28 protein-coding genes are annotated in these 25450 nt (G+C 38.0%); 17 read left to right on the top strand and 11 right to left on the bottom strand.

Annotated features, from left to right (window positions below; all coding sequences use genetic code 11):
* The first annotated feature begins 3 nt into the window (after positions 1-3).
* Genes fabF through accA form a run of 6 tightly spaced genes read left to right on the top strand, consistent with a single transcriptional unit; the run spans position 4 to position 5117 of the window.
* Entirely contained in the window at positions 4-1233 is a 1230-nt protein-coding gene (fabF, locus tag OZX59_RS00865) for a beta-ketoacyl-ACP synthase II (protein ID WP_277126263.1), read from the top strand.
* Entirely contained in the window at positions 1234-1653 is a 420-nt protein-coding gene (locus OZX59_RS00870; protein WP_277126264.1) for a biotin/lipoyl-containing protein, read from the top strand.
* An 11-nt stretch (positions 1654-1664) separates the two neighbouring features.
* Complete coding sequence (gene fabZ, locus OZX59_RS00875) at positions 1665-2111, top strand: 3-hydroxyacyl-ACP dehydratase FabZ (RefSeq protein ID WP_277126265.1); 447 nt, start codon at positions 1665-1667, stop codon at positions 2109-2111.
* A gap of 10 nt (positions 2112-2121) precedes the next feature.
* Complete coding sequence (locus tag OZX59_RS00880) at positions 2122-3510, top strand: acetyl-CoA carboxylase biotin carboxylase subunit (protein ID WP_277126266.1); 1389 nt, start codon at positions 2122-2124, stop codon at positions 3508-3510.
* A complete protein-coding gene (locus OZX59_RS00885) occupies positions 3503-4357 on the top strand; it encodes an acetyl-CoA carboxylase carboxyltransferase subunit beta (protein WP_277126267.1) in 855 nt (284 codons plus the stop codon). Before OZX59_RS00880 ends, OZX59_RS00885 begins: the two co-directional genes overlap by 8 nt.
* Positions 4344-5117: a carboxyltransferase subunit alpha gene (gene accA / locus OZX59_RS00890; RefSeq protein ID WP_277126268.1), complete on the top strand. Its 774-nt coding sequence runs from the start codon at positions 4344-4346 to the stop codon at positions 5115-5117. The genes OZX59_RS00885 and accA overlap by 14 nt, the downstream gene beginning before the upstream one ends.
* 43 nt (positions 5118-5160) lie before the next feature.
* Here the strand turns inward: accA and OZX59_RS00895 are convergent, their stop codons facing one another.
* From OZX59_RS00895 to OZX59_RS00905, 3 genes are all read right to left on the bottom strand, one after another.
* Positions 5161-5628: an HIT family protein gene (locus tag OZX59_RS00895; protein ID WP_277126269.1), complete on the bottom strand. Its 468-nt coding sequence runs from the start codon at positions 5626-5628 to the stop codon at positions 5161-5163.
* The gene (locus OZX59_RS00900) at positions 5618-6763 is read right to left on the bottom strand and encodes an IMP dehydrogenase (protein WP_277126270.1); all 1146 of its coding nucleotides are present in this window, start codon (positions 6761-6763) and stop codon (positions 5618-5620) included. Before OZX59_RS00900 ends, OZX59_RS00895 begins: the two co-directional genes overlap by 11 nt.
* Before the next feature lie 153 nt (positions 6764-6916).
* Complete coding sequence (locus OZX59_RS00905; protein WP_277127026.1) at positions 6917-7354, bottom strand: MerR family transcriptional regulator; 438 nt, start codon at positions 7352-7354, stop codon at positions 6917-6919.
* Between the two features lie 83 nt (positions 7355-7437).
* On the opposite strand from OZX59_RS00905, the gene OZX59_RS00910 reads away from it, so the two are divergent.
* Positions 7438-8163 carry a carboxymuconolactone decarboxylase family protein gene (locus OZX59_RS00910; RefSeq protein ID WP_277126271.1) on the top strand — a complete coding sequence of 242 codons (726 nt, stop codon included), beginning with the start codon at positions 7438-7440 and terminating at the stop codon, positions 8161-8163.
* A 36-nt stretch (positions 8164-8199) separates the two neighbouring features.
* The gene (locus tag OZX59_RS00915; RefSeq protein WP_277126272.1) at positions 8200-9243 is read left to right on the top strand and encodes a zinc-dependent alcohol dehydrogenase family protein; all 1044 of its coding nucleotides are present in this window, start codon (positions 8200-8202) and stop codon (positions 9241-9243) included.
* Positions 9244-9305: 62 nt separating this feature from the next.
* On the opposite strand, the gene OZX59_RS00920 is transcribed toward OZX59_RS00915, so the two are convergent.
* The 3 genes from OZX59_RS00920 to OZX59_RS00930 are packed head-to-tail and all read right to left on the bottom strand — an operon-like array spanning position 9306 to position 11523.
* A complete protein-coding gene (locus OZX59_RS00920; RefSeq protein WP_277126273.1) occupies positions 9306-10025 on the bottom strand; it encodes an antibiotic transporter permease in 720 nt (239 codons plus the stop codon).
* Positions 10025-10756 (bottom strand): multidrug ABC transporter permease, encoded by a 732-nt coding sequence (locus tag OZX59_RS00925; protein WP_277126274.1) that lies wholly within the window; start codon positions 10754-10756, stop codon positions 10025-10027. Before OZX59_RS00925 ends, OZX59_RS00920 begins: the two co-directional genes overlap by 1 nt.
* Before the next feature lie 2 nt (positions 10757-10758).
* Positions 10759-11523, bottom strand: coding sequence for an ABC transporter ATP-binding protein (locus tag OZX59_RS00930; RefSeq protein WP_277126275.1), 765 nt, complete (start codon positions 11521-11523; stop codon positions 10759-10761).
* Between the two features lie 213 nt (positions 11524-11736).
* Here OZX59_RS00930 and OZX59_RS00935 point away from each other — a divergent pair, with 213 nt between their 5' ends.
* Positions 11737-12303 carry a GrpB family protein gene (locus tag OZX59_RS00935; RefSeq protein ID WP_277126276.1) on the top strand — a complete coding sequence of 189 codons (567 nt, stop codon included), beginning with the start codon at positions 11737-11739 and terminating at the stop codon, positions 12301-12303.
* Positions 12304-12334: 31 nt separating this feature from the next.
* On the opposite strand, the gene OZX59_RS00940 is transcribed toward OZX59_RS00935, so the two are convergent.
* The 5 genes from OZX59_RS00940 to OZX59_RS00960 form a co-directional block, all read right to left on the bottom strand.
* Entirely contained in the window at positions 12335-15103 is a 2769-nt protein-coding gene (locus OZX59_RS00940) for an FtsX-like permease family protein (RefSeq protein ID WP_277126277.1), read from the bottom strand.
* Positions 15104-15117: 14 nt separating this feature from the next.
* Complete coding sequence (locus tag OZX59_RS00945) at positions 15118-15819, bottom strand: ABC transporter ATP-binding protein (protein WP_277126278.1); 702 nt, start codon at positions 15817-15819, stop codon at positions 15118-15120.
* 35 nt (positions 15820-15854) lie between these two features.
* On the bottom strand, positions 15855-16667 hold the full coding sequence (locus OZX59_RS00950) for a Cof-type HAD-IIB family hydrolase (protein ID WP_277126279.1): 813 nt from the start codon (positions 16665-16667) through the stop codon (positions 15855-15857).
* 226 nt (positions 16668-16893) lie between these two features.
* A complete protein-coding gene (lepB, locus tag OZX59_RS00955; protein WP_277126280.1) occupies positions 16894-17457 on the bottom strand; it encodes a signal peptidase I in 564 nt (187 codons plus the stop codon).
* A 158-nt stretch (positions 17458-17615) separates the two neighbouring features.
* Positions 17616-19277, bottom strand: a complete 1662-nt coding sequence (locus tag OZX59_RS00960; RefSeq protein ID WP_277126281.1) for an amino acid permease — start codon at positions 19275-19277, stop codon at positions 17616-17618.
* Between the two features lie 212 nt (positions 19278-19489).
* Here OZX59_RS00960 and OZX59_RS00965 point away from each other — a divergent pair, with 212 nt between their 5' ends.
* The 8 genes from OZX59_RS00965 to OZX59_RS01000 all read left to right on the top strand — a co-directional run bounded on the left by OZX59_RS00965 (position 19490) and on the right by OZX59_RS01000 (position 25416).
* Positions 19490-20218 (top strand): YebC/PmpR family DNA-binding transcriptional regulator, encoded by a 729-nt coding sequence (locus tag OZX59_RS00965; protein ID WP_277126282.1) that lies wholly within the window; start codon positions 19490-19492, stop codon positions 20216-20218.
* 106 nt (positions 20219-20324) lie between these two features.
* Complete coding sequence (gene comGA, locus OZX59_RS00970) at positions 20325-21299, top strand: competence type IV pilus ATPase ComGA (protein WP_277126283.1); 975 nt, start codon at positions 20325-20327, stop codon at positions 21297-21299.
* A 10-nt stretch (positions 21300-21309) separates the two neighbouring features.
* On the top strand, positions 21310-22269 hold the full coding sequence (locus OZX59_RS00975; protein WP_277127027.1) for a type II secretion system F family protein: 960 nt from the start codon (positions 21310-21312) through the stop codon (positions 22267-22269).
* A gap of 13 nt (positions 22270-22282) precedes the next feature.
* Positions 22283-22630 carry a competence type IV pilus major pilin ComGC gene (comGC, locus tag OZX59_RS00980; protein ID WP_277126284.1) on the top strand — a complete coding sequence of 116 codons (348 nt, stop codon included), beginning with the start codon at positions 22283-22285 and terminating at the stop codon, positions 22628-22630.
* Entirely contained in the window at positions 22614-23045 is a 432-nt protein-coding gene (locus OZX59_RS00985) for a Prepilin-type cleavage/methylation protein (RefSeq protein WP_277126285.1), read from the top strand. Before comGC ends, OZX59_RS00985 begins: the two co-directional genes overlap by 17 nt.
* Positions 23032-23307 (top strand): hypothetical protein, encoded by a 276-nt coding sequence (locus tag OZX59_RS00990; protein ID WP_277126286.1) that lies wholly within the window; start codon positions 23032-23034, stop codon positions 23305-23307. The genes OZX59_RS00985 and OZX59_RS00990 overlap by 14 nt, the downstream gene beginning before the upstream one ends.
* 7 nt (positions 23308-23314) lie before the next feature.
* Complete coding sequence (locus tag OZX59_RS00995) at positions 23315-23797, top strand: ComGF family competence protein (protein WP_277126287.1); 483 nt, start codon at positions 23315-23317, stop codon at positions 23795-23797.
* Between the two features lie 221 nt (positions 23798-24018).
* Positions 24019-25416, top strand: coding sequence for an ISLre2 family transposase (locus OZX59_RS01000; RefSeq protein WP_277125782.1), 1398 nt, complete (start codon positions 24019-24021; stop codon positions 25414-25416).
* Positions 25417-25450 lie beyond the last annotated feature (34 nt).

Consider the following 25450-nt stretch of genomic DNA (forward strand, 5'->3'; position numbering starts at 1 on the left):
AAAATGACAAGAGTTGTGATTACGGGCATGGGCGCGTTAACTCCGATAGGTAATGACGTAGCTAGTTTTGCTGCTGGTTTAAATACACAAAAAGTTGGTTTTAGTCCGATTTCCTTTGATGCTAGTAAAACTGGTGTAACTTTAGCTGGAGAATTAGTAGACTTTGATCCCTTAAAGCATTTAAGTAAAAAAGATACTAAGCGAATGGATCTATTTACGCAGTATGCGGTTTATGCTAGTGACGAAGCAGTTAGCCAAGCTGGTATTAATAAGGACAATACTGACAGCAATAATTTTGGCGTAATTTGGGGTACTGGTATCGGCGGTCTAACTACGATTGAGCAACAGACCATCAAGATTCGTGAAAAAGGGGCAGATCGAGTATCACCGATGTTTATCCCAGTTTCAATTGCGAATATGGCGGCTGGTAATCTATCACTGCGGTATCATGCTAATGGAATTAGTACGACTGTGGTAACCGCTTGTGCCTCAAGTAATAATGCGATTGGTGAAGCTTATCGTCAAATTAAAGAAGGGCGAAGCGAAGTTATGGTAACGGGTGGTTCAGAAGCCGCAATTAATGAGGACGGAATTGCGGGTTTTGCTGCTTTATCTACGTTATCAACTGCTACTGATAAAACAAAAGCTAGTTTACCATTTGATCGTAATCGAAGTGGTTTTGTGATGGGTGAAGGCGCCGGTGCTTTAGTCCTGGAGTCGTTTGAACACGCACAAAACCGTGGTGCCAAAATTTTAGGCGAAATTGTTGGTTATGGTGCAACATCTGATGCTTATCATATTACTTCACCAGATCCTACTGGTACCCAAGCGGCTCGGGCAATGGCGTTAGCAATTGATGAGGCTGGAGTTACTTCTGGTGAGATAGGTTATATTAACGCTCATGGTACTGCTACTAAGGGTAACGATTCGGCGGAAACCACTGCAATTAAAAAAGTTTTTGGTCAGGATAGTAACGTACTGGTTTCTAGCACTAAAAGTATGACTGGGCATTTACTAGGTGCTGCTGGTGCAATTGAAGCAGTTGCCACTATTTTGGCTTTAACAACTGGACAATTGCCAGTAAATGTTGGTTTAACTGAGCCGGATCCAGAATGTGCGCTTAATTTAGTTACTACGGAAAATAATCAGACACAAGTTACTTATGCTATCAGTAACTCGTTTGGTTTTGGTGGACATAATGCGGTACTTGTGCTAAAAAGGTGGGATGATTAAATGACCTTTGAAGAAATTCAAAAATTAATTGACCAAGTTAATCAAAGTAATATTACCAAGCTAAATCTAGATTTTGATGGTGGACATCTAGATATTGATAAAGAAAAGTTAGCTCAACCAAGCATAACTGAACAAGTAGCTCAACCAGTTGCTGAAGCTAAACCGGAAATCGTTGTTAATCAACCGCAAATCAAAGCACCGCTAGTTGGAATTGTATATTTACAAGCTAACCCAGATGAAGCACCGTATAAAAAGATCGGTGATCATGTTGAAGCTGGTGAAGTGGTTTGTGTAATTGAAGCAATGAAGATGATGACTGAAGTGAAAAGTGAGCTGAGTGGCACGATTAGTGAAATTTTAGTTTCTAATGAGGAAGTCGTTGAATTTGACCAACCGTTGTTTACGGTTACACCAGAATAGAAAGTAAAAAAATGGAAGAACAAGTAGAACCACAAACTTTAGATATCATGCAGATTGAGCAGATTTTGCCGCATCGGTTTCCAATGTTACTAATTGATCAAGTATTAGATTACCAAGCTGGTCAATATGCAATCGCACGCAAAAATTTGACGATTAACGAAAGTTTTTTTCAAGGACATTTTCCTGATAACCCGGTAATGCCGGGCGTATTAATGGTTGAAGCTTTAGCGCAGACAGGTGCTATTGCCTTATTAACTTTACCTGAATTTGCTGGTAAAACTGCATATTTTGGCGGTATTAAAAATGCTAGATTTCGGCAAATGGCCAAACCTGGTGATAGTTTACGTTTAGAAGTTCAATTAGAGAAGTTACGTGGTAATGCAGGAGTTGGTAAAGCTAAGGCTTATCTTGGTCAAAAGTTGGCTTGCAATGCCGAATTAACTTTTGCAATTCAATAGGACGGATAGAATGTTTGAAAAAGTATTAATTGCTAATCGCGGTGAGATTGCGATTCGCGTAATCCGTGCCTTACGTGAGTTAGGAATTAAGTCAGTCGCGGTTTATTCAACTGCTGATAAAGACGCCCAGCATGTCAAAGAAGCTGACGAAGCAATTTGTATTGGCGGACCGCAGCCGGCTGATTCGTATCTTAATATGGAAAATATTGTTAGTGCTGCCTTATTAACTGGGGCACAAGCAATTCATCCTGGTTACGGCTTTTTGTCTGAAAGTGCTGAATTTGCCCAGCTGTGTACAGATTGTCAACTTAAATTTATTGGTCCAGCAGCTAAAACTATTACGCTGATGGGCAACAAGGCTAATGCTCGAGAGACTATGCGGCAAAATCATGTACCAGTGATACCTGGAAGTAAGGGTTTTGTTAAAGATGCAGAAACAGCATTAGTTGTCGCCAATCAAGTTGGCTTTCCAGTAATGCTTAAGGCTGTTTCTGGCGGCGGTGGAAAAGGAATTAGGCAAGTTGATCAGGCTGAGGACTTAACCGCAGCTTTTTTGGCAGCGCAAAAAGAAGCCAAGTTATCATTTGGTGATGATCGAATGTATCTGGAAAAAATTATTTCTCCAGCTAAACACATTGAAGTGCAGATTCTAGCAGATCAGTCTGGACACGTCGTGGCATTGCCTGAACGTGATTGTTCAATGCAACGTAATCATCAAAAGGTAATCGAAGAAACCCCGTGTAGTCAAATTACTGCTGAAGAAAGAACCTATTTACAAACAATTGCGGTAAAAGCAATTAAGGCAATTAAATACGAAAATGTTGGTACAATTGAATTTTTAATGGATCCTGAGCATCACTTCTATTTCATGGAAATGAATACTAGAATTCAAGTTGAGCATTCAATTACCGAGGAAGTTGCAGAGTTTGACTTAGTTAAGGCCCAACTAGAAATTGCTGCCGGTCAAGACTTAAAGATTACTCAAGACCAAGTCAAAGTTCATGGTGCAGCAATTGAAGCTAGAATTAATGCTGAAGATCCGGTTAAAAACTTTAGGCCGCAAGCTGGTAAAATTAAGCAAATGGCGTTACCCGGTGGCTTAGGAATCAGGATTGAAAGCGGCGTTAACAGCGGTGATACAGTTTCACCATTTTATGATTCGATGATTATTAAGATAATTGCCCATGCTGATAATCGCAATGTTGCTATTAACCGCTTGCTAGATGCTTTAACTGAGTTTAACCTGCAAGGCCTGACTACTAATCGCAATTTTTTGCTTAAGTTGCTTCAGGATAGTACCTTTAATCGTGGTGACTATCTGATTACTTATTTGGATGAAGAATTTTTACCTCAATATATCAAAGATAATCAATCTAGAGAGGAGGCAAAATATGATTAACAAATTTACTTCACATCCTACAAAAGCACTTAAAGCATACCAAGATCAAGTTCCCGAGGGGATTTATCGGTCTTGTAAGCAATGCGGAAGTGAATTTTATGCGCCTCAGGCTGGTAAATATCAAACTTGTCCCAATTGTGGGTACGGCTTTCGCGTATCGGCTAAAGAGCGGTTAAAAATGTTAACGGATAATTTTACTGAATGGGATGCTGAAGTAGTCAGTAGTGATCCGCTTAATTTTCCTAATTATCAGACAAAGTTAGCGCAAGCACAAAAAAAGAGTCAATTGCAAGAGGCAGTTCTAACTGGTCAAGCCCAATTTGGTGATTACCAAGCTGGACTTGGCATTATGGATCCAACCTTTATTATGGGGAGTTTAGGAACTGCAACAGGTGAAAAAATTACCCGCTTATTTGAAAAAGCAACGGCTAAAGCATTACCGGTGATTATGTTTACTGCTTCTGGTGGAGCTCGCATGCAAGAAGGAATTCATTCCTTAATGCAGATGGCCAAAGTTTCTCAAGCAGTTAATGGTCATCGCGATGCTGGGCTAGCCTATATTGTTGTTATTATGGATCCGACTACTGGCGGTGTAACAGCTAGCTTTGCTTCGCAAGCCGATATTATTTTGGCTGAGCCTAAAGCAATGATTGCGTTTGCTGGTCGTAGGGTAATTGAACAGACAATTCATAAAGAATTACCCAAAGACTTTCAAAGTGCCGAAAATGCTTATCAAAATGGTTTTGTTGATGCAATAGTTCCACGCAATGAGCAAGTAGCGACGTTAACGCAATTGTTAGCGATTTTTGCTAGTCAAAAGTGGGGTAGCAAAGATGTCAAAAAATAAAAAAATTGCAGAAATTATGGCAGGAGCACGTAGTACTGACAAAACGGATATGATGGCTTTAGTTAAGCAATTGTGTCCTGATTTTTTTGAGATGCATGGCGATCGTGTGGCGGCAGACGATCCTGCAATTATTGCCGGACTCGCTACCATTAATGGGCGTGCTGTGGCGGTAATTGCTACTAATAAAGGCCAGGATTTGGATACCAGAATGGCGACCAACTTTGGTAGTCCTACTCCGCAAGGCTATCGTAAGGCACTGCGAGTAATGAAAACGGCGCAAGCATTGAATCTGCCAATTATCACTTTAATTAATACCCCTGGTGCTTATCCTGGAGCTACTGCCGAAGCTAGTGGTCAGGGTCAGATTTTAGCTAAAAATATTAGTGAGATGCTGCAATTAACAGTGCCACTATTGACAATAATTATTGGTGAAGCTGGATCTGGGGGCGCCTTGGCACTGGCTTGTAGCGATCGGGTATGGATGCTTGAACATAGTATGTATACTGCCGTATCTCCTGAAGGCTTTGCGTCGATTATGTATAAAGATGGTCAGCAGGCGCAAAAGGCAGCTGATGTAATGCATATTGAACCAGCATGGCTTAAAGAACACGAAATTGTGGAACAAGTTTTGCCTGAACGGGTCTTGGCTAATGATGCTGCAGAATTAAAACAATTAATTGCTAAGCAACTAGAAGATTTTGATCAGTTGTCATTAGTTGAATTATTGGAGCAGCGGCAAGTGCGTTATCGTAAATTTTAAATTAAAAAAGAGAACCTGAATTGAAAGGTTCTCTTTTTTTGCTTTATTTAGCTAATAACTTGTTTAGTTCTTGTTTGAGCTGATCTTTTAGATTAGCTAATTCTATTTGATTGGGGCGAGTGCTATCTGCATACATTATATCTTTATCTAACCACCAAACTGGTCCAGGGATCGGGGTGTCATGCTGTTTACGCGGGAAAAGATGCCAGTGCAAGTGTGATTCACCGTTACCTAATAGTTCACAGTTCATTTTGTCAGCTTGAAAGGCCTCAGCTACAGCCTCATTAACAAGACTCATTTCATGTAAAAATAAGTCTTGCTTTTCACTAGGTAAATAGTATAGCTCTGTAACATGTTGCTTACTTAAAAATAAAGTATAACCCTTGAAATATTGGTTATCGCCTAAAACAACATAACCAGTTGTTAGTTCTTGGACAAAGTAGGGGTTTTGTTGTTTTTTAATTAACGCAATTCGCTGACAAATTTCACAATTTGGATTACTATCTGTCATAATTAGGTGCCTTTTTGGTAATTTGTACATCGTGAGGATGGGATTCCCGTAAACCAGCGTTAGTTATTTGGACGAACTGTGCTTTCTCGATTAACTCTGCAATAGTTGCAGCGCCGACATAGCCCATACCTGAGCGCAGACCGCCATTAATTTGGGTAATAGTATCGGCAACATCACCTTTATATTCGACTCTAGCTTCGACGCCTTCAGGGACTAGTTTGTTAGCTTCGTTGACACCGCCTTGGAAATAACGATCAGATGACCCATGGGCTTGTGCCATCGCGCCAACAGACCCCATGCCACGATAAGCCTTATATTTGATCCCGTTGTCTTCAAAGATTTCACCAGGAGCTTCAGTCGTACCAGAAAGCATACTTCCCAGCATAACGGCGTTGCCACCAGCAGCGATAGCTTTAACAATGTCTCCAGAATATTTAATGCCGCCATCAGCAATAATTGGCTTATGGTATTCGCGTGCAACAGTAGCCGCGTCATAGATAGCAGTAATTTGCGGTACACCGACGCCGGCAACGACCCGAGTTGTACAAATGGAGCCTGGACCAATGCCAACCTTGACTACATCGACGCCAGCATCAAATAGACTGCGAGTTGCTTCGCCGGTAGCAACGTTGCCAGCAATTAACGTAATCTTAGGGAAGTGTTTGCGGATTTCCTTGATTTTTCTTAGAACACCAGCTGAATGACCATGTGCTGTATCAATTACAATGGCATCGGCACCTTTTTCAAGGAGTGCTTGTGCTCGTTCCAACGTATCGCTAGTGACGCCGATTGCGCCAGCAACTAATAGGTGGTGGTGGACGTCAACCGCTGCTTTAGTGATACTTTTGGGGACAACTACGCTTTTAACATTGGCAATCTCACTGGCTTGGGCAGTAATTGACATATTTTTGTGGACGACACCTAATCCACCTTGTAGTGCCATGGCAATAGCCATGGCGCCTTCGGTGACAGTATCCATTCCCGCGCTGATCAAGGGAATATTCAGTTTTAGATTTGGTGCCAATTCAGTTTGCAAGTCAACTTCATTAGGTAAGACATGACTCTGCGCTGGGATTAACAAGACGTCATCAAAAGTTAGCCCTTTTTTAGCAAATTTAGTTGTCCAATTTGACATTAATTCTACACTCCTTGCTTATAAAAATAGAAAATAATTTTATTACACTTTACTAGTGATTTAAGGTGGGGTCAAGCTAAAATTGAGCTACAGGGAAATAGCTTTTTAAAAAAGCACTGTTAAAAATACTGGCTGGCATAATAGTTATTTTATTTAAACGCTATGTCCCAATTTTCTCAGATAAGCAGCAAAACTTTCTTGTTCACCTGCAAGACCTGCCTGTTTTTCTTCGTACCAATTAATCTTATCGTTTAGGATTTGTAAGTGATGCTGGACTTGCTCGAATTGCTTAAGGAAGTCTTGCTTGGTCTTTTTTAATAATGCTAATCGAGCTGGGATGGTCTCATCCCCTTGGCTGCGTAAATTAACGTAGGTTTTTAAGTCGGCAATTGCCATACCAGTACCCTTTAAATGAAGCAAAAACTTCATCCAGTCAATATCGTCTTCAGTATAGAAGCGGCGACCAGAACTATTTCGGTGCGGTTTAATTAAGCCTTGTGTTTCATAGAAACGCATGGTTGAGGAATTAAGCTTGAACAACTTGCTAAACTCTCCGATGCTATATTGTTTTTTATTTGTTACCACGGTTATTCTCACATTCTGTAATTAATGGATTGACTTAAAGTGGGCTTTAAGTAATATACTAACAATAATTGATTAAGGAGGATTTGTAAATGGTTAAAAAACAAACAGCTGGTCGCAAAAATTTGGGTAATTTTGCCCCGCAATTTGCTGCCTTAAACGATGATGTTTTATTTGGTGAAGTCTGGGACAAAGAGTCTGAGTTATCAGCCCATGATCGGTCATTAATTACTATTGCAGCGTTAATGGCAATGGGCAATACTGAACAAATTGGTGATCATTTAAAAATTGGATTGCAAAATGGTGTTACCAAAGAAGAAATTGTTGCTGAAATTACGCATTTAGCTTTTTATGTAGGTTGGCCTAAAGCCTGGTCAACTTTCAAGCGCGCAAAAGAAATTTGGTCAGCGACTGACCAGCCTAAACAGCCAGGTGTTTTTGCAACGGGTCCAAGTAATGATGACTATGCGCAGTATTTTACTGGTAAAAGCTATAATGAAACCTTGGTTTTACCCAATGGCGAAGATGTCAAGGTGCCGGTTAATAATGTGACCTTTGAACCTGGTTGTCACAATAATTGGCATATTCATCATGATGGTAGCCAGATTTTATTGGCAACTGGTGGTCGTGGTTGGTATCAAGAATGGGGTAAGCAGCCTCAAGAATTAAAGCCAGGCGACGTGGTGGTTGTTCATGATGGCACCAAGCATTGGCATGGTGCTGCTAAAGATTCTTGGTTCAGTCACTTAGCGATCACAACTGGCTCAACTGAGTGGCTTGAAGCAGTAGCTGAAGCTGATTATAATAAGTTAAACTAGAAAATATAAATTAATAATTTTTATAGGAGCATTATTATGAGAGCAGCTGTTTTTGTTGAACCTGGCAAGATTGGGCTTGAAGAAGTACCTAAACCAACTATTAAAAAGCCAACTGATGCAATTATTAAAATTGTTCAGACTTGTGTTTGTGGTTCAGATTTGTGGTGGTACCGTGGCCTTTCTAGTCGTAAAAAGAATTCCTTGATTGGACATGAGGCAATTGGAGTTGTCACTGAGCTTGGAAACGAGGTTAAGCAAGTTAAGGTGGGAGATTTTGTAATTGTGCCCTTTACTCATGGTTGCGGATATTGTGCTAATTGCTTGGCCGGGTTTGATGGTAATTGTTTAAATCAGGAAGCTGGGCCAAATGGTGGCTACCAAGGTGAGTATTTGCGTTATTACAATGCTAATTGGGGCCTAGTAAAAATCCCAGGAAAACCTAAGGATTATTCACAAGAGCAATTGAATTCTTTACTAACTTTAGCCGATGTGATGGCTACGGGTTATCATGCTACTTATAGCGCGCAAGTGCAGCCTGGTGATACAGTAGCTGTGGTTGGTGATGGCGCTGTAGGATTATGCGGTGTAATTTCAGCAAAATTGCGCGGTGCTAAACGAATTATTGCAATGAGCAGACATGAAGATCGTCAGCGATTAGCTAAAGAGTTTGGTGCAACCGACATCGTTTGTGAAAGAGGAGAAGCAGGAGTTGCTGAGGTCATGACTCTGACTAATGGCGCGGGAGTTGATGCTGCGTTAGAGTGTGTTGGAACTGACTTGGCAATTGAAACTGCCAGCCAAGTTTGTCGTGCTGGAGCAATTGTAGGGCGAGTTGGTTTGCCACAGGTTACGAACCTTGATACAGCTAAACTTTTTAATAATAATGTTGGTTTGCGTGGTGGAATTGCAGCGGTAACCACACATGACCGTAAGATTTTACTTGATGCTGTATTAACGGGGAAAATAAATCCTGGAAAGGTCTTTACTAAAGTATTTACTCTTGATCAAATTCAAGCAGCATATGAAGCGATGGACAAGCGCATGGCAATCAAGTCATTGGTAAAGGTTGCAGATTGTTAAATATCATCAAAAGAGGCTCCTGAAGATATTTCAGGAGCCTTTTTGCTAGCTGTGTGAGCTTATTAATAATGGTGACTACGAGTTTGCAAGACAAACTTGATTTGGCTGGTATAAGCAATAATTCCGATTATTAACCAAGTTAAAGTAACAAATATGCTGGTGGTCAAATTGGCATGATTAAACTTGATAAAATTAATTGGTTCATAGAAAGGAAAAAGTAGCGCGATTTTATTTAGCCATGTGGGATAAGCTGAAATAATTACCAGTACACCTGCTACTAATTGCATGATTGAGCTAAAAATATTTATTAAAAAGTAGGGATCATTCATTCGCCATGATCCTGCCCAGGCACCAAAGCCCAGAACTGCTCCATAAAGACAAAGTAGCGGCAATAGAATTACTGCCCGTTTGATTAGTACAATTGGCGCGCCAAAGCAAAAGAGCAAACCAAGGTTAATTAATGCAAGACTCATTCCGATGACAAGAGCAACTAACGTCTTAATAGTCCAATAGCGCCAACTGAAAGGGCGTTTAGCGATTAATTCGTAATCGATTTGTAAATCGGCATCTTTAATTAATAGTTGCCCCATTGTTTGCATTGCTAGACTAGCAGCGTCAATTGCGATCGAAGCAACTGCTACACTCCAGTCGAGTTTATCAGTATACTGGGCATTAATTAAGACTAGTAAGAATAAATCAATTATTGGTGTAATAAAGAAATAAACTAATTTAGTACGCCAATTATGTAAAAATGATAGTGAAGAAAATTGTGTAGTCAGCATTAGATTATCTTCAGAGCTCCTTTCTTACGAGCTAAAAAGTTAATCTTTTTAACTACTAAATTAATCAGAATCATCCAAAGACACAGACTGCATAAGTAGGCAGGCCAGTCAAGGCTTTGCTGCCTGGTAATATTGGCAACGGGTGTCGTTAATGGAATCAACCACTTAGAAATGTTGGTTAATGGTGTCAGAATGGCGCTGTTACCGAATAACCCAGCTAACAATAAAATTGGTGTACCAATTAGCGTTTCGTAAACCATCGCATCGCTAGTAAGGGTTAAGCAAGAGGCAATTAAGATTCCCATCAAGCTTGCTGCCAGCCATAATAGTAAGCAGCTTAAGACAAACTGTCCGGTAACTTGTCCAGTTGCCACGCCAAAAATTTTGGCTAAAATAAAGGCAATCGGAAAACTACACAGTCCATAACTAGAAGCAGGTAGCAATAACGTAATTAGTGACAGACGTTCATCGTATTGATTGTTCAATAAGTAGGGCAATGTGCCTTTTGCCTGTTCAAAATTAATGCAGCCAGCAACAGTGGTACATGAAGTCCATAGTCCGAAAATCCCGCTTTGTCGCCAAAGCATAGGATTAGTAAGAGTATGACTGGCATAAGCGACAGTGTATTGGACTAAGAAGATCGATACTGTACTGGTAATTGTTAACCAGACGAAGTACTGATCTGACAAGTAATCTTTGACATGGAAATAAAACAAACGGATAAATCTCATTGTTATTTCCTCCGCAGTTTTGGTGCCAATGCTAAGTAAGATTCTTCCAAGGTATTGGGATGGTCAGAACTTTGGCTATTTGCTTGCTTAACAATTTCAGTGACGCTGCCACTGGCAAATACCTTGCCAGCCCCCAGTAAAATAATATTATTGGCTAATTGCTCAACTTCAGTCATTGTATGACTGGTAAGTAAGATACTGATGCCACTACCGGCTAGCTGCTTTACTGTATTGCGAATGCTACTAGCGATTTCAACATCCAAACCGCTAGTTGGTTCGTCAAGGAGCAGCAAACTAGGATTGCCAAGCAGAGCACGAGCAATATGTAGCCTTTGAATCATGCCTTTAGAAAAGGCACTTATTTTTTTATTGGCAACGCCTGCTAAGTCAACTATTGATAGTACCCGAGTAATTTCTGCTGTTTGTTTTCTATATGGGACTTTAGCTAAATCAGCAAAAAAAGATAGGTTTTGTTTAGCAGTTGCACTACGGTAAAATCCTAATTCCCCGCCAAAAGAAACGCCCATTCTGGGTCTTTTTCTGGTGGTGGTAATGTCGTGACCATTCATGATGACTTTGCCAGCAGTTGGCAGCAAGTAGCCGCCAATAATTGAGACAATAGTAGTTTTACCTGCACCATTTGGCCCTAATAAAGATACTATTTCTCCTTGACCGATTGTAAACGAAACATCGACTAACGCAGTGAAATTTTGTCTGCGCTTTTCGTAGGTCTTTTTTAAGTGTTCAATTGATAAAATGTTTTTCAAAAATATGCTCCATAAATTAAGTTAAAATTGGCTATCACTAAAAAGGAAGGGTGTGATAATCATTTTTACTGTTTAATTTTGAAGACCTATTTGATAGTTTAACATTAAGGCTATGTGAGGTAGTATAGCATAAAAATCATTTTAGTCCCATTCTTATTTCAGAAGTTTTGCTATAATAGACTTTAAGATTGTCGAAGTAGGGGGGACTGTTAAATGACATCACTTGAACATTTACAAAGGGTAACTATTGGCAAAGTAGCCAAAAATAAGCCTATCAAATTAGTCGATTATGATCCAAATTGGGCAACGTTTTTTGAAGCTCAAAAAACTAAAATTAAGCGGGCCTTAGGTAAAACGGCCCTAAAAATCGAACATGTTGGTTCAACGGCAATTTCGGGATTATGTGCTAAGCCAATTGTTGATATTTTACTGCTAGTTCCTGATTCAGCTAAGGAGCAAAGTTACTTGCCGCAGCTGGAAGAAGCAGGCTTTAGCTTGCGGATACGTGAGCCTGATTTTGAGGAACATCGGATGCTGATTGATGTTGGTGAACACCTGCATTTGCATGTTTATAGTCCCAACAGTAAAGAAGCAAAAGACTTAGTTAACTTCCGAGATTGGCTCAGAATTAATGAGGTTGATCGCTTAAAATATCAGCAAACAAAAGCCAAGTTGGCTAAGCAAAATTGGTCAACAGTTCAAGATTATGCTGATGCTAAGGGGCCAGTGATTGACGAAATTAAGCAACATGCTAATGCTTATTTTGCACAAAAAAGGTAGCACTTCAAATTGAAATGCTACCTTTTTAGTTTTAATCGACGGATTTTAAAGCTTCAAGCATGTCTAAATTACTTAATTTGTGATTAACAACATAGCCTAATACGATAGTCACAATCCCGATGACTCCTAGAGGCCAAAGAAAACTTGATGCGGTTAGCGCTGGGTTGAACATTACGTTATCGGGTGGAACTACATACAAGATGTAGCGATAGAGTAAATCACCTGTCAGATAACCCACTAAAATTCCTATTCCAGTTAGTAAAATTGTTTCTCGGTAGATATACAGCGTGACTTCCTTTTCATAAAAGCCTAATACTTTAATCGTTGACAATTCGCGAATGCGCTCGGCAATATTAATGTTAGTTAGGTTGTATAAGATGACAATTGCCAATAGGCCAGCCACAACGATTAAGACTATCATAATTAGGTTGAGTGATTGAACAACTACGTCGAGTTCCTGGCTGATAGCAGTATTTTGGACAACGCCGCTAACACCGCTTAATTTCATGAATTGAGCTGCTTCTTTGCGAGTGTTTGCTTGGTCACTATTTTTCAAGATAACTAGATTGGCATTGGAATGATATTTATGATTAAAGACTTGCTGATATTGCCGTTGATTCATAAAGACAAAGTGTCCGGTGTACATTTCGGTAATTCCAGCAACCGTCATTTTTTGTTGATGACCAGTGGCACTATTTAGGGTAATTTGACTACCTTTTTTAGCTCCCAATAAATCAGCTAGACGCTCTGAAATAATCACACCCCGATTAGAGAGTTTGATTTTCTGGTTGGTTGAGCGCTGATTAAGCGTAACGTATTTAGAAAAGCTCTGCTGCTTTTGCGGCACAATTAAAGTAATGCTTTGATTATCACCATTTTTACCAGTAGTTTTATTCATTGACTCATAGTAAACTGGAGTTTCCGATTTAATCGCTTTTTGCTGCAACTTAGCTTTAATTGCCTTAGTATTGCTGGAACTGTGAGCGACAATCAAATCATAATGAAGCAACTGTGAAAATTGCCGTTCATTCATGTTGCTAATGGAATTTTTGACTGCAAAACCAGCAAAAAGTAGCGTAGCAGCACCACAAACGCCAAAGATGGTCATTAGCATCCGTTTTTTATAGCGAAAAATATTCCGAGCAGTGACTTTATGCGTAAAGTTAAGTCGATGCCAAATAAAGGGAATTTTTTCTAACAAAATTTTAGAGCCAGCTGCTGGTGGCTTTGGTAATAGTAATGCAGCTGGTTGTTCTCGAAATTCATTTTTAGCCGTTAAATAAGCAGGTAGAACAGAACTTGTCCAAGCTAAAATGAGGGCAATCAAGCTGATTGGCCAATAAAAGTGGGTTTCAATCGGCGGCAGAGTAATCGATTGGTAATAAGCATGATAAACAATTTGTGGCATCAATGTATGTCCTAAGAAAATGCCAACCAAAGTACCCATAGTCCCAGCTGAAAAGCCGTAGAAAACGAACTTACTAATAATGGTACGATCATCATAACCTAGAGCCTTTAAAGTACCAGAATTGATTCTTTCCTCATCAATGAAGCGGTTCATAGTAGTAAACGTCACTAACGCAGCTACAAAGTAAAGAAAAATGGGGAAGACTTTGGCTAGATCGTCTACCACCTGTGCGACTGTGGTATAAACTAAATTACCATCACCACCAGGAATTTCTCGACGATTATTGACGCTATAACTGGGCTTTTTCAGTTGTTTAAGCTGCTTTTTCGCTTTAGCAATTTTAGTTTGTCCTGCAGTAATTTTTTGAACTGCGGTTTTACTTTTGGCAGTGAATTCTGCTTGCTTAGCTTGCAATTGTTTTTCAGCCACAGTTATTTTAGCTTGAGCTTGTTTGGCAGATAATTGCTCTTCTGGAGATGGATTTGGATTCTGCCGAGCTTGCGCGGTTAATTGCTCCTTTTGAGTTGTTAATTCATTCTGATTATCGATCAATTGTTTTTTGGCTGAATTTAACTTTTGCTTTGTCTGAGACAGTTTTTGTTCACTCGGTTGTAGCTGTTTTTTCGCAGTCGCAATAATCCGCTGTTTGCGAGCTCCAGCATTGGACTTGAGTGTTTTAGTCAATGCTTTTTTATGACGACGGAGTTTTTCAGAATAATCTTTGCTATAAGAATCAAGGCCATGCAGATTTTTGTAAGTTAGATTAGCTACTGTGTAAACCGTATGGTCGAAGTTTTGGGGATTGACGATCCCATAACCGTTGAGTTCGCCAGTACCGCTAGTACTTTGACCCAGATTAACGTTTGATAGGATTTGCCCAGAATAAATAAAACCAACAATTTTGAAATGATGGCGTTTTAGTAACGTAGTTCCTAAGGCATTCTTTTTTTCAGTAAAAACAATTGTTTGCCCAAGATGATATTTTTTGGAGAACTGAGCAGCTAGGGCAATTTCATTATTATGTTTTGGTAAACGACCATTGCGTAATTCGTATTTGCCAACTTTTTTAGGCTTAGAAAAAATTCGAAAACTTTTAGTACTATTTTTGACCACAGTATCGGTCATATAACCGAACTCAACATCTTTAAGACCTTTAGTTTGGCGGATTTTTTTAGCATCTTGTTTATCAAGTCCATAATTACTCATGACGGATAAATCAGGTGTATTGAGTTTTTGTGCATAGTGATTACCGGTATCACGCATATCTGGCCCAGTAACCATCAGGCCGACTAGGGCAAAAGCACCAATCAGCATTAAGCCAAAAATTGATAAAAATTGTCCCTTAGTATGTTTAATTGATTGCCAGATATCTTGCCAAATTATCTTATTCATCAAAAAAGCCCTCTTTACCATCTAATGTTTGCAATATCTTCGGGATGTTTATTTTGAGTAATTTTGGTAACTTGTCCATCGTGAAAGTGAATTACCCGATCAGCAATTGGTGCAATGGTACTATTATGTGTCACGATAACAACAGTCGCACCATCTTTACGGCTCATATTGGCAATGGTCTGTAATACACTCTTGCCAGTTTCGTAATCAAGGGCTCCAGTTGGTTCATCACAGAGTAGAATTTTTGGATTTTTGGCAATCGCGCGGGCAATTGCCACCCGTTGTTGTTCACCACCGGATAATTCAGCTGGAAAATTATTAATTCTTTGCTTAAGTCCGACATCAATCAATGTTTGGACTGGATCTAACGCGTCAGGGACAATTTCAGAAGCTAATTCAACATTTTCTTTGGCTGTTAAATTTTGGATTAAGTTATAAAATTGAAAAACAAAGCCAATATCATTACGCCGATAAGTCGTAAGTTGACGTTTATTATAGTTGGCAATATTTTTGCCATCAATAATTACTTCGCCGTCACTGTTAGTATCCATTCCTCCTAAGATATTGAGAATTGTTGACTTACCAGCACCAGATGCTCCAAGAATGATTGCTAATTCACCTTTTTCGATCGTAAAATTAACGTCGTTATTAGCTAAAACTTCGGTTTTTCCAGTTCGATAACGTTTATAATTGTGCTTTACTTCGATATAACTCATCTAAATATCCTCCTTATCTATATGCTAAGTCATTATCAATTTAGGTAGCTCTCTAAAACCTGCAATACACCCATTTCGTTATTGCTAGGCGCTTCATATTTAGCGATTGCCTTTAACTTAGGATCACCATTTTTCATAGCATAGCTGAAACTTGCAAGTTCAATCATTTCTTGATCATTCATGCCGTCACCAAAAGCAATTAAGTCTGCTGGGGTGAGGTTAAAATAGCGTAAGAAATATTTAATTCCTTGTCCTTTGTTTACTCTGCTAGGCATGACGTCAATATTGTTAAAGCCGCTACTTGTACAGTGAATACGCTCAGGACTATTTTGATTGAATTTTTTCTCTAATTCGTTAGCTAACTCGGCAGAACAGTTAAGGGTTAATTTAGTCAAATTTTCCCAAGTAGGAATATCCTCTAAACTGGCAATTTCACTGACATCAGGATAAAAGAAGCGCATTGAATTTTTAAATGGAGTGCGTGCCTTTTTGCTAATGTATGAACCATTAAGACCACTTGCGGCAATTTGGGTTTCGGGATAATTGGTTTGAACAAAATTAATTAATTTGATACCAGTTTGGTAGGTGAAAACATGACGCGCAATGATTTGATTATCTTGAGTCAAAATTGCTCCGTTATCAGCTACGATGTCAATTCGGTCTAAGAAACCATGAAAATCCTTGCGTAGTCGTGATAACGGGCGACCGCTAGCAGCGATGAAGTGAACATGGTGTTTACGTAAAGCAGTTAAGACTTGATCAAAGCGGTTGCGGTCAAACTCTTTGTCGTCATTAACAAAAGTTCCGTCCATGTCAACTGCTACTGCTTTAAAAGGAATAGTTGTCATTTAATTCTCCTTAATTTTCTATTTGAGTATATTATATAATAGTTACAAGAATATTTTAATTCTAGTTAATTGATAATTTTGCCATACAAAAAACAGGCACATCAAGTAGTGTACCTGCTTTTTTAAAAATAACAATTACTTTCTAACTTGGCTAGGTTTTCTTTTGCCAATTTGCCAGCAAATAAAGATAGCGATTATGACATCAGCAGTGTTTTTAAAAGCTGATTTAAAATGTTTGGATTTTATTAAGTGGCCAATATCTAACTGCTGCTTTGCCAATTATAGAGTCTCGTTTTACTGGACCAAAAAAGCGTGAATCCCTTGACACATCGCGGTGATCACCCATTACCCAATAAGCATCTTTAGGAACTTTATAGCTAAAATTTGTAGTGTAAGTATGCCCAGCATCATTATCAACTTTTTTATAGTGATTTTCTAGATAAGGTTCCGATAGTAACTTACCATTAACGTACATTTTGTCATTTTTTGAAACGATTTTATCACCGGGTAATCCGATAATTCGCTTAATATAAAAATCTTTAGAATTGTCTTGAGCATTTTTTGGAGGATGCAACACTACAATATCATTTCGCTTGGGTTTAAAGTTCCGAAATGAAATTAGACGTTCATTATTTTCAAATGTTGGTTGCATAGAGATCCCAGATACTCGATCGTTTGAAATTACAAAGGTAATTAACAAATAGAAAGTACCAAGAATAGCAGCTATCATGATGATGGTTTCTAAGAAAAATTTACTCCAACTTTCTTCTTCATTTTGTTGGCTTTTCATATAGTTTATGCTCCTTTGGGCTTAATTAATTTAATTATAGTCGATTTTAGATACATGTAAATAAAAATCATTAGATAAACAGAGTTAATGTTTCTATTGTAGTTGATTTATCGATGAAAAAAGCTCCCAAAGGGAGCCTTAAAAAATTGTCCTAATGATTACTTCTTAACTTGGCTAGGTTTTCTTTTGCCAATTTGCCAGCAAATAAAGATAGCAACTGCGACTTCAACAATAATTAAGATAATATTGAGACCCAGCTTCATCTGACCAAGATTAATAGCTGAGATGCCAAAGAGCTGCTTTTGAGCACCAAGATAAAGATCTAGAATTACAGAACCAATAATTAGTACAGACATTGTTAGCCACTGGTCTCTGCTAAAGGCAATTCCATACTCTTCTTCACGGCGTCTGATTCCTGGTAAGATTGCTCCTAAACCGATTAAAACAACTACGGCAACAATATTAATGATTAATTCGTACCACCAATAACCACTGAATTGCTTAACATCTTGAGGGGCAATTCCTAAAACAGTGGCCATTGCAGTGACTATTAGTAAAAGTAAACCAACTAGATACGCTAACTTATCATTTTTAATGAATGTGTAATTAGATGGGAATTTTTCTGGATTTTTGCGAATCCGCATGAAAGAGTAGAAAATCCAACAAGTAACACCAGGTGAGATAATACCATTAAGGTTTAGTAACCAGTTAAATATGTCATTCATATCTGGCAAAAAGATTCCCAACAGCATGATAAATGCAGAAAGTGAAACAGTTAGAATATAACCATTAACTGGTAAATCGTTCTTGTCCTTTTTACGTAAAAAGCGCGGCATATATTTATCACCAGTATCAGAAATTAACATTCTGGTCATGGCATCAAGTAAAACGGCTAATAACGCAGCGTTATAAAAAACAGAAGTCCAAGCCCAAAAGTAGAGCAAGCCTTTACCCAAGCCGTATTGGTGTCCGACCATGTCAAAGACGTAATAGGCACCATTCATTTTTAAATCGTTAGGAATATGGTAAGCATCAATGTAGATTCCTAAAGCAAAAGAACCAAAAACAGTTAGGAAAATGGTCATTGTAGCTAAAGCAATCATAGCTTTAGGAAAATCAGCTTTTGGCTTTTTCATTTGGGTGACATAGGGGGCAACCAATTCACAACCGTTAAGGGCATAGATTAACATGGCGATGGTTGTCCAATAGTGCATATCAAATTTAGGAATCAGGGTTTTCCAAGTAAATGGATGAGTTGCCATATGGCCACCTGATTTTGCTAGGCCTAAAAATGCTAAGAAAACAAACATTAAGGTCATAACGAGCATTAAGCCACCACCGATGGTAGATAGGAATTCCATTGAACGCGAAAAGTAATGTTCGACAATAATGAAGATAATGAATAAGGCAAAAGTCATTAAAGCAAACTTAGTGTTAGAAATTTGATTTTGAAATTTTTCCGAGCCAGTTAATGCCCAGCCAATATCGACGATTAATTCATTAGCAGAATCGACTGCATAAGGAATAGAAGCTGCCCAATAGGTCCAAGCAGTAAAGTAGCCTAGAAATTCGCCATCAGTACCACGCACCCATGAAGATAGGCCACCACCTTCTTTACTGAAGACAGAACCTAGTTGTCCAACCATTAATGAATATGGAATTACGTAAAAAATACACATAATAATCCATGAAGTAACAACGGGCATACCTTGGTTCTGAAAATTATACATAATATCGTCAAGACCAATAACTGTACAAAAAGCCATTAAGGTCAAGACTGGCCACGAAATATATTTCGGTTTTGCATTTATTTCATCCACTTATTTTCTCTCCTTTAAAAATAATCAACGTTTCTATTTTACTCATTAATTGATTGGCTGACTAGAGTAAATTGGAGTTATCTAGCTGAAAAACTTGTATACTAGTTCAAAATTAAGAAAAATTTGCTTAAAATGTTGCTAGTATTGAATTTTCTGTGGTCATGTTGTAAGATTATTATCGTTAATATTATAAAAAAGAAAGAAGGATTCTTATGTCAGGACATTCAAAATGGCACAATATTCAGGGCCGCAAGAATGCGCAAGACGCTAAGAGAGGTAAAATTTTCCAAAAACTATCTCGTGAAATATATATGGCTGCAAAGAATGGTGGTCCTGACCCCTCAGGGAATCCTAACTTGCGGATGGTAATTGATAAGGCTCGTTCTAATAATATGCCTAAGGCTAATATTGATCGTGCAATTAAAAAAGCTGATGGTAATTCAGATGAGCATTACGATGAAATTTCTTATGAAGGTTACGCACCGGGCGGTGTAGCAGTTTTTGTAGAAGCTTTAACTGATAACAAAAATCGGACTGCTTCGGCGGTGCGGGTGGCTTTTACACGTAATGGTGGCTCACTTGGTGCTACTGGTTCTGTTGCCTATATGTTTGATCGTAAAGGTTATTTAGTAATTGACCGTTCGACTACTGATGCTGATGAAGATCAGATGTTACTTGATGTAATGGATGCTGGTGGCGATGACTTGCAGACTAGTGACGATGCTTTTGAGATCTATACTGACCCTAAGCAATTTGCTCAGGTGCGTGATGCATTAGCTAAGGCTGGTTATCAGTTTGCTAACGCTGAGTTGACGATGATTCCAGAAAATACTACCCCAGTTCCAGCTGATAAGAAGGAACAGTTTGCTAATTTAGTTGATGCATTAGAAGACGATGATGATGTCCAAAATGTTTATACTGCGGCAGCTGACGAAGACTAATTAAATAAGTTAATTTAGAAATCACTCAAATTATTTTGGGTGATTTTTTGTTTTGCCAAAAAAATACTACTATTTTTGCGTATATATTAATGTAAAGGAGGTATGTATGCGAATTAAAGAAATGGTAGGTAATTTGATTGAAACAGCAATTTCTAAGCATGCTAGTGATATTTTCTTTTTGCCAGACGATAACCAGTTATTGGTTAATTTACGTACATTAAAAGGGTTTACTAACCAAGCAAATTTTACCGAAAACGAAGGTAAGGAAATTATTAACTTTTTAAAATATGCTGCACAAATGGATATTGCCGAGCATCGTAGGCCTCAAGTAGGGGCATTAACTTACCAAGTTAATGACGTAAATTTTTACTTGCGTCTATCTAGTGTGGGCGATTTTACTGATAAAGAATCGTTAGTGATTCGAATTATTTATCAAGTTAATACTGGACAATATTTTTTGCCTGATCAAATTGATCAGTTGCGCTCTTTAACACATAAGCGCGGTTTAGTCATTACCAGCGGCCCAACAGGATCTGGTAAAACAACGACAATGTACAAACTTGCTAAGTATGTGGGACAAAACCAAATGGTGATGACAATTGAAGATCCAGTTGAGATTCAGGAATCCAGCTTCTTGCAAACACAAGTTAATTTGGAAGCAGAGATTAGCTACACACGTTTATTGGAAGCAGCGCTAAGGCATCGACCAGATATTTTAATTATTGGAGAAATTCGTAATGCCACTACAGCAAGACTAGCAGTTGATGCGGCTTTGAGTGGACATTTGGTGTTAGCTACTGTTCACGCGAAGAGCACTTTGCAAACAATTTCTCGTCTAGAAAGTTTACAAGTTGATCGCAATGAATTGGTTAATTGTTTAACAGCGGTGACTTATCAACGTTTGCTGCCAACGCAAGCTGGTTATTCATGCTTAATGGATATTGCAGCTGGATCAGTATTACGGAGAAATATTTTACAAAGTCAAAGAGGTAATTTTGTTGCTTGGAGTCAGAATTTAACTGAGTTAAAGAAAAGAGGCGAGATTAGTGCGCAAATATGTGAGCAGTTTCAAGCAGGATAAGCTATCTAGTATGGAACAACTGACTTTTCTTGATTATTTACAAAATTGTTTGGCAAATGGCTTTTCGTTAAATACTAGCTTGGAACTAATTTCAATATTATGGGTTAAGCGAAGTAAGACCTTGACTAAATTGAATCTAGCAATGCAGCAAGGAGGGCAATTGGGCAACGAAATGCTTAAACTCGGTTTTTCTAAAACTACTGTGACACAAATTGATTTGGCTTTAGAGCAGGGTAACTTGTTAGACTGCTTAAAGCAACTAGCAACTTTAAATCGCTTAAAGAATGAGCAAATCAAAAAATTAAAAGCAGAAATGTCATATCCCTTTATGTTGGTAATTATGATGTTGGCATTATTAGTCTTTATGCAAACTTTTGTATCTGATCAGTTTACAGATACTAATGAATATACAGGCGATTTATTATTACTAGGAATATTAGCTTTGAGTATATTGTTTTTGTATTTTTTGACACAGATAGTGGCATTACTAAAAAAGCAAGACTACCACTCATTAAAGAAACTGTCGCACTATCCGATTATTGGACCAGTTATTAAAGTATATGTTAATTATTTATTGGTTTATGATGTTGGCTTGTTGATCGCTAGTGGCTTTTCCTTACAAAAAATGTGTGAATATGCTTCTAGGCAAACTAAGGGATCTTTGCAGCAATTTGTTGGAGTAAAAGTTGGACAGCAGCTAGAACGTGGAAAAAGTTTATCGCAAATTATTAGACAAGAAATATTTTTGCCGGATGAATTAATATTATTGCTGCAAACAGGGTCTAAAAAGGGCGATTTAAGTAGCAGATGTTTGTTATTAGGTCAGAGCTTATTTACGGAATTAACTAATAGAATTGAGAAAACGATTATCAACGTACAACCCTTTTGTTTTATTTTGATTGGGTTATGTATTATCGGGATGTATTTAAAATTATTGCTGCCGATGTATTCGATGATGCAGCAAATTTAAGGAGTTAACCAAGATGAAGAAAAAAGCGAAAAATTATTTATTAAATATTATTGCTAAGACACGCAAACCTCAAGGCTTTACCTTGATTGAAATGGTAGTTGTTATTGCCATAATCGTCTTGTTGATTTTGATTATTGCCCCCAATCTAACTAAGCAAAAGCAAAATGCTAGTGATAAGACTGATGATGCCTTTAAGACGACATTACAGACACAAACGGAATTATATGAAGAAGATAGTTCCCGAAAAGGTAAGGAATTGAATTTTCAGAATATGTTTGATGATGGATATCTGACCAAGAACCAGTTAGAAAAGTCCAAGAATTATAAGGTAGTTAATGGTGTGGTTGAAAAGAATAAGTAAAATCAAATTAACTGGTTTTAGCTTGGTTGAAATGATGGTCACACTGGTGATCTCGATTAGTCTAATTATGTTAGGGGTTGTTCAATTAGGAACATATCAAGATCAGTTGATTTTAAATAATACCACTAAGGAAGTTAAAAGCTCAATTGAGCAAGCTGCCAGAGTCTGTACGATTAGACATCAAGCAATAATGATTAATTATTATCCAGTTTCCAAAAGAATAGCTTTGATTGGCAAAAATTATTCACGTCAAATAAAGCTAGATTCACAAATTGAAGTTTATAACTTGACTAGCTTAAAGATATCAGCAAAGGGATCAATTTCACCACAAACAATCACTATAACTAACCATAAAAGTTCACAAAAAATCAAATTACAAATGATGTGGGGAAGAGCGATTGATGGTAAAGATTAAACTTAAGGGCTTTTTGCTAGCTGAAAGTATGATTGCATTAATTATTGCAATCTTAGGGGTAACCTCGATCGCATTGATTGTTGGGCAAAGTCGAGCAACAGAACGCAAGCTGGAGTCAAAAACCGATCGTGCTTATGCTTGGCATGTATTAAAGAAAGCCAGTTTAACTAAAATTGAAGTTCATGATTGTGTTTATGAATTAGCAGGTAATCAAAGTGTTTATGACGCAACAAATAAAAAAATTTATCAAATTAAAAAATAAGGGTTTTATGCTTTCTGAAGCAATATTTGCCATATTTGTTACTTTACTGGTGGTGACTATTTTACAGAACCTGTTAAAGAGTGTTACAACGGCTGATCGTGCTGGTCATCGAACAGACGATATTGCGTTTGCTTATGTTCAATTTGATCGTTTTTTTCATGATAATGAAACCGAAACTGCTTATATTTTTGAAGGTGGTTCTAATTCTAGGCAGGTCGGCATAGTTAAAGTAGAAAAATCTGGTCAGAAGAAAACCTATCTTTTGAACTTTTATAAAAATATGTTGCGCATGACTACTCCTGAAGGTGGTCATATGCCGCTGTTACTAAATGTCAAGCGTGCGATTTTCACGCATACTAGTAAGCAAATTTTGATAAAGGTTACGGAAACAGATAATCGTTATTCCGAATTAGTATTTGAATTAGACAAACCACCAATAAAAAAGAAGACAAGAAATGCACAAATTAAAATCCCTAAAAGTAAAAGCTAGTGCCCTATTAAGCAGTGTATTAGTGTTAGCAACATGTATAGTTTTTATTCAGTTTTATCAAACAGTTTATCGAGATAGTATGGAAAATAATTTATTGTTGATTGAATATTTGATTAACGAATGTTAGCGTAAAGTATTTGTGGGGAAAATAAAAAATAGAAGATTACCTTCTGCTAAAATGTAGTTTGAACAAGATTACATTCAGAGAGGTTTTCTTCTATATGATTAGTTTACTACAAGACTTACAACTTTTGTTAGATAATTTGACTGCTAATACTAATAAGCTGCTTGGTAACCAGCTTACTTTTGATGATTTGTTAGAAGCTTTTATGCAAGAATTACGCCATTGGGGCTTAAACCTAATTGGGACTTATCTTGAGCAGCTCGATGATAATTATAAGCAGTTACCCAGTCGTAAACAGAAATATATCGTTAAAGCTACGCGAACTTGTATTAAGCAAACTCTGTATGGTCAGCTTAGCTTTAAGCGTACTTATTACCAAGATAAGAAGTCTAAGCAATATTTCTTTTGGTTAGATCGGGCATTATCCTTTGAAAAATATGGCCGCATGACTCTAGGCTTTAAGGCAGCTGTCTTAGAAAATGTGGCTAAGTATCATTATCAAGCAGCCATTGACATGCTTAAGTACAGTGAAATTCATTCTAAAACCACAGTCATGAATATTGTGCATCGTGAGGGACAGCTATTGCCTAATCAGCCAGATCAGGTCCAACCGCGCGATAAGCAAATTGTTTATTTAGAAGCTGATGAAGACCACGTGGCCTTTCAAGATGGCAGTAATCATTTTATGAAGCTGGTTTATGTCCATGAAGGTTATGATGAAAGGCAGAAGCGGCATCATTTAATCAATCCGAAGTATTTTACCGGTACTTATCCTGGAGTAGCCAATGAACAACTCTGGGACGAAGTCCTATGTTATTTAGAAGCTAATTATCCACAGGCTAAACAAGTTTATCTGGCTGGCGATGGCGCACCATGGATTAAAGCTGGAGCTAAATATTTACCTAACTGCAAATTTGTCTTGGATCGCTTTCACTTGTTAAAGTATTGTCACAAAGCAACCGTTAATACTAAAGCCAGTGCAGCTTATCGGTTATATCATTGGGCTTTAACAGGTCAGCAGGATAAAGTAGCGTTATACTTTAAAACCCGTTTTAGTGATCCAGAATTAACCAGAACACAAATAGAGGCGCTAAAGCAGGCAAAGACCTATCTATTAGGTAATTGGCAGGCAATCTTAAATACCCAAGCTCCAGCCTATCAGCGCTGCACGGCTGAAGGACATATTAGTCATTATTTGTCAGAACGCCTAAGCTCAAGACCAATGGGCTGGAGTAAAAAGGGCGCTGAAGGTGTAGCTAGGAGTATTATCTTCCAGTTAAATGGTGGCGATATTACTCATTATTTGCTTAAAAAGCAAAAAGAAACAGCTAAAGCGCAAAGAATTATGCAAGTAGATCAGCGGTTTAAAGCCAAAGCAGAGACTTATTATGATGAATTTCAAGTAGAATTTGGGGAAACGGCCAAAGCCCATTACTGGAATCAGGGAATTATCAATGGTGGACAATTAATTGAGCTGCCAGAACAAATAATTTAAAAAAGCAAAAACTACGAAAAGCAGCAGGTAAAGG

This window comes from Lactobacillus sp. ESL0681 (genome assembly GCF_029392835.1).
In the GTDB taxonomy this organism is placed as follows: Bacteria; Bacillota; Bacilli; order Lactobacillales; family Lactobacillaceae; genus Lactobacillus.

Excerpts from the sequence above, each read along its gene's own strand:
- fabF (WP_277126263.1), top strand. The coding sequence starts at position 4 with ATGACAAGAGTTGTGATTACGGGCATGGGCGCGTTAACTCCGATAGGT.
- OZX59_RS00870 (WP_277126264.1), top strand. The coding sequence starts at position 1,234 with ATGACCTTTGAAGAAATTCAAAAATTAATTGACCAAGTTAATCAAAGT.
- fabZ (WP_277126265.1), top strand. The coding sequence starts at position 1,665 with ATGGAAGAACAAGTAGAACCACAAACTTTAGATATCATGCAGATTGAG.
- OZX59_RS00880 (WP_277126266.1), top strand. The coding sequence starts at position 2,122 with ATGTTTGAAAAAGTATTAATTGCTAATCGCGGTGAGATTGCGATTCGC.
- OZX59_RS00885 (WP_277126267.1), top strand. The coding sequence starts at position 3,503 with ATGATTAACAAATTTACTTCACATCCTACAAAAGCACTTAAAGCATAC.
- accA (WP_277126268.1), top strand. The coding sequence starts at position 4,344 with ATGTCAAAAAATAAAAAAATTGCAGAAATTATGGCAGGAGCACGTAGT.
- OZX59_RS00895 (WP_277126269.1), bottom strand. The coding sequence starts at position 5,628 with ATGACAGATAGTAATCCAAATTGTGAAATTTGTCAGCGAATTGCGTTA.
- OZX59_RS00900 (WP_277126270.1), bottom strand. The coding sequence starts at position 6,763 with ATGTCAAATTGGACAACTAAATTTGCTAAAAAAGGGCTAACTTTTGAT.
- OZX59_RS00910 (WP_277126271.1), top strand. The coding sequence starts at position 7,438 with ATGGTTAAAAAACAAACAGCTGGTCGCAAAAATTTGGGTAATTTTGCC.
- OZX59_RS00915 (WP_277126272.1), top strand. The coding sequence starts at position 8,200 with ATGAGAGCAGCTGTTTTTGTTGAACCTGGCAAGATTGGGCTTGAAGAA.
- OZX59_RS00920 (WP_277126273.1), bottom strand. The coding sequence starts at position 10,025 with ATGCTGACTACACAATTTTCTTCACTATCATTTTTACATAATTGGCGT.
- OZX59_RS00925 (WP_277126274.1), bottom strand. The coding sequence starts at position 10,756 with ATGAGATTTATCCGTTTGTTTTATTTCCATGTCAAAGATTACTTGTCA.
- OZX59_RS00935 (WP_277126276.1), top strand. The coding sequence starts at position 11,737 with ATGACATCACTTGAACATTTACAAAGGGTAACTATTGGCAAAGTAGCC.
- OZX59_RS00940 (WP_277126277.1), bottom strand. The coding sequence starts at position 15,103 with ATGAATAAGATAATTTGGCAAGATATCTGGCAATCAATTAAACATACT.
- OZX59_RS00945 (WP_277126278.1), bottom strand. The coding sequence starts at position 15,819 with ATGAGTTATATCGAAGTAAAGCACAATTATAAACGTTATCGAACTGGA.
- OZX59_RS00950 (WP_277126279.1), bottom strand. The coding sequence starts at position 16,667 with ATGACAACTATTCCTTTTAAAGCAGTAGCAGTTGACATGGACGGAACT.
- lepB (WP_277126280.1), bottom strand. The coding sequence starts at position 17,457 with ATGAAAAGCCAACAAAATGAAGAAGAAAGTTGGAGTAAATTTTTCTTA.
- OZX59_RS00965 (WP_277126282.1), top strand. The coding sequence starts at position 19,490 with ATGTCAGGACATTCAAAATGGCACAATATTCAGGGCCGCAAGAATGCG.
- comGA (WP_277126283.1), top strand. The coding sequence starts at position 20,325 with ATGCGAATTAAAGAAATGGTAGGTAATTTGATTGAAACAGCAATTTCT.
- OZX59_RS00975 (WP_277127027.1), top strand. The coding sequence starts at position 21,310 with ATGGAACAACTGACTTTTCTTGATTATTTACAAAATTGTTTGGCAAAT.
- comGC (WP_277126284.1), top strand. The coding sequence starts at position 22,283 with ATGAAGAAAAAAGCGAAAAATTATTTATTAAATATTATTGCTAAGACA.
- OZX59_RS00990 (WP_277126286.1), top strand. The coding sequence starts at position 23,032 with ATGGTAAAGATTAAACTTAAGGGCTTTTTGCTAGCTGAAAGTATGATT.
- OZX59_RS00995 (WP_277126287.1), top strand. The coding sequence starts at position 23,315 with ATGCTTTCTGAAGCAATATTTGCCATATTTGTTACTTTACTGGTGGTG.
- OZX59_RS01000 (WP_277125782.1), top strand. The coding sequence starts at position 24,019 with ATGATTAGTTTACTACAAGACTTACAACTTTTGTTAGATAATTTGACT.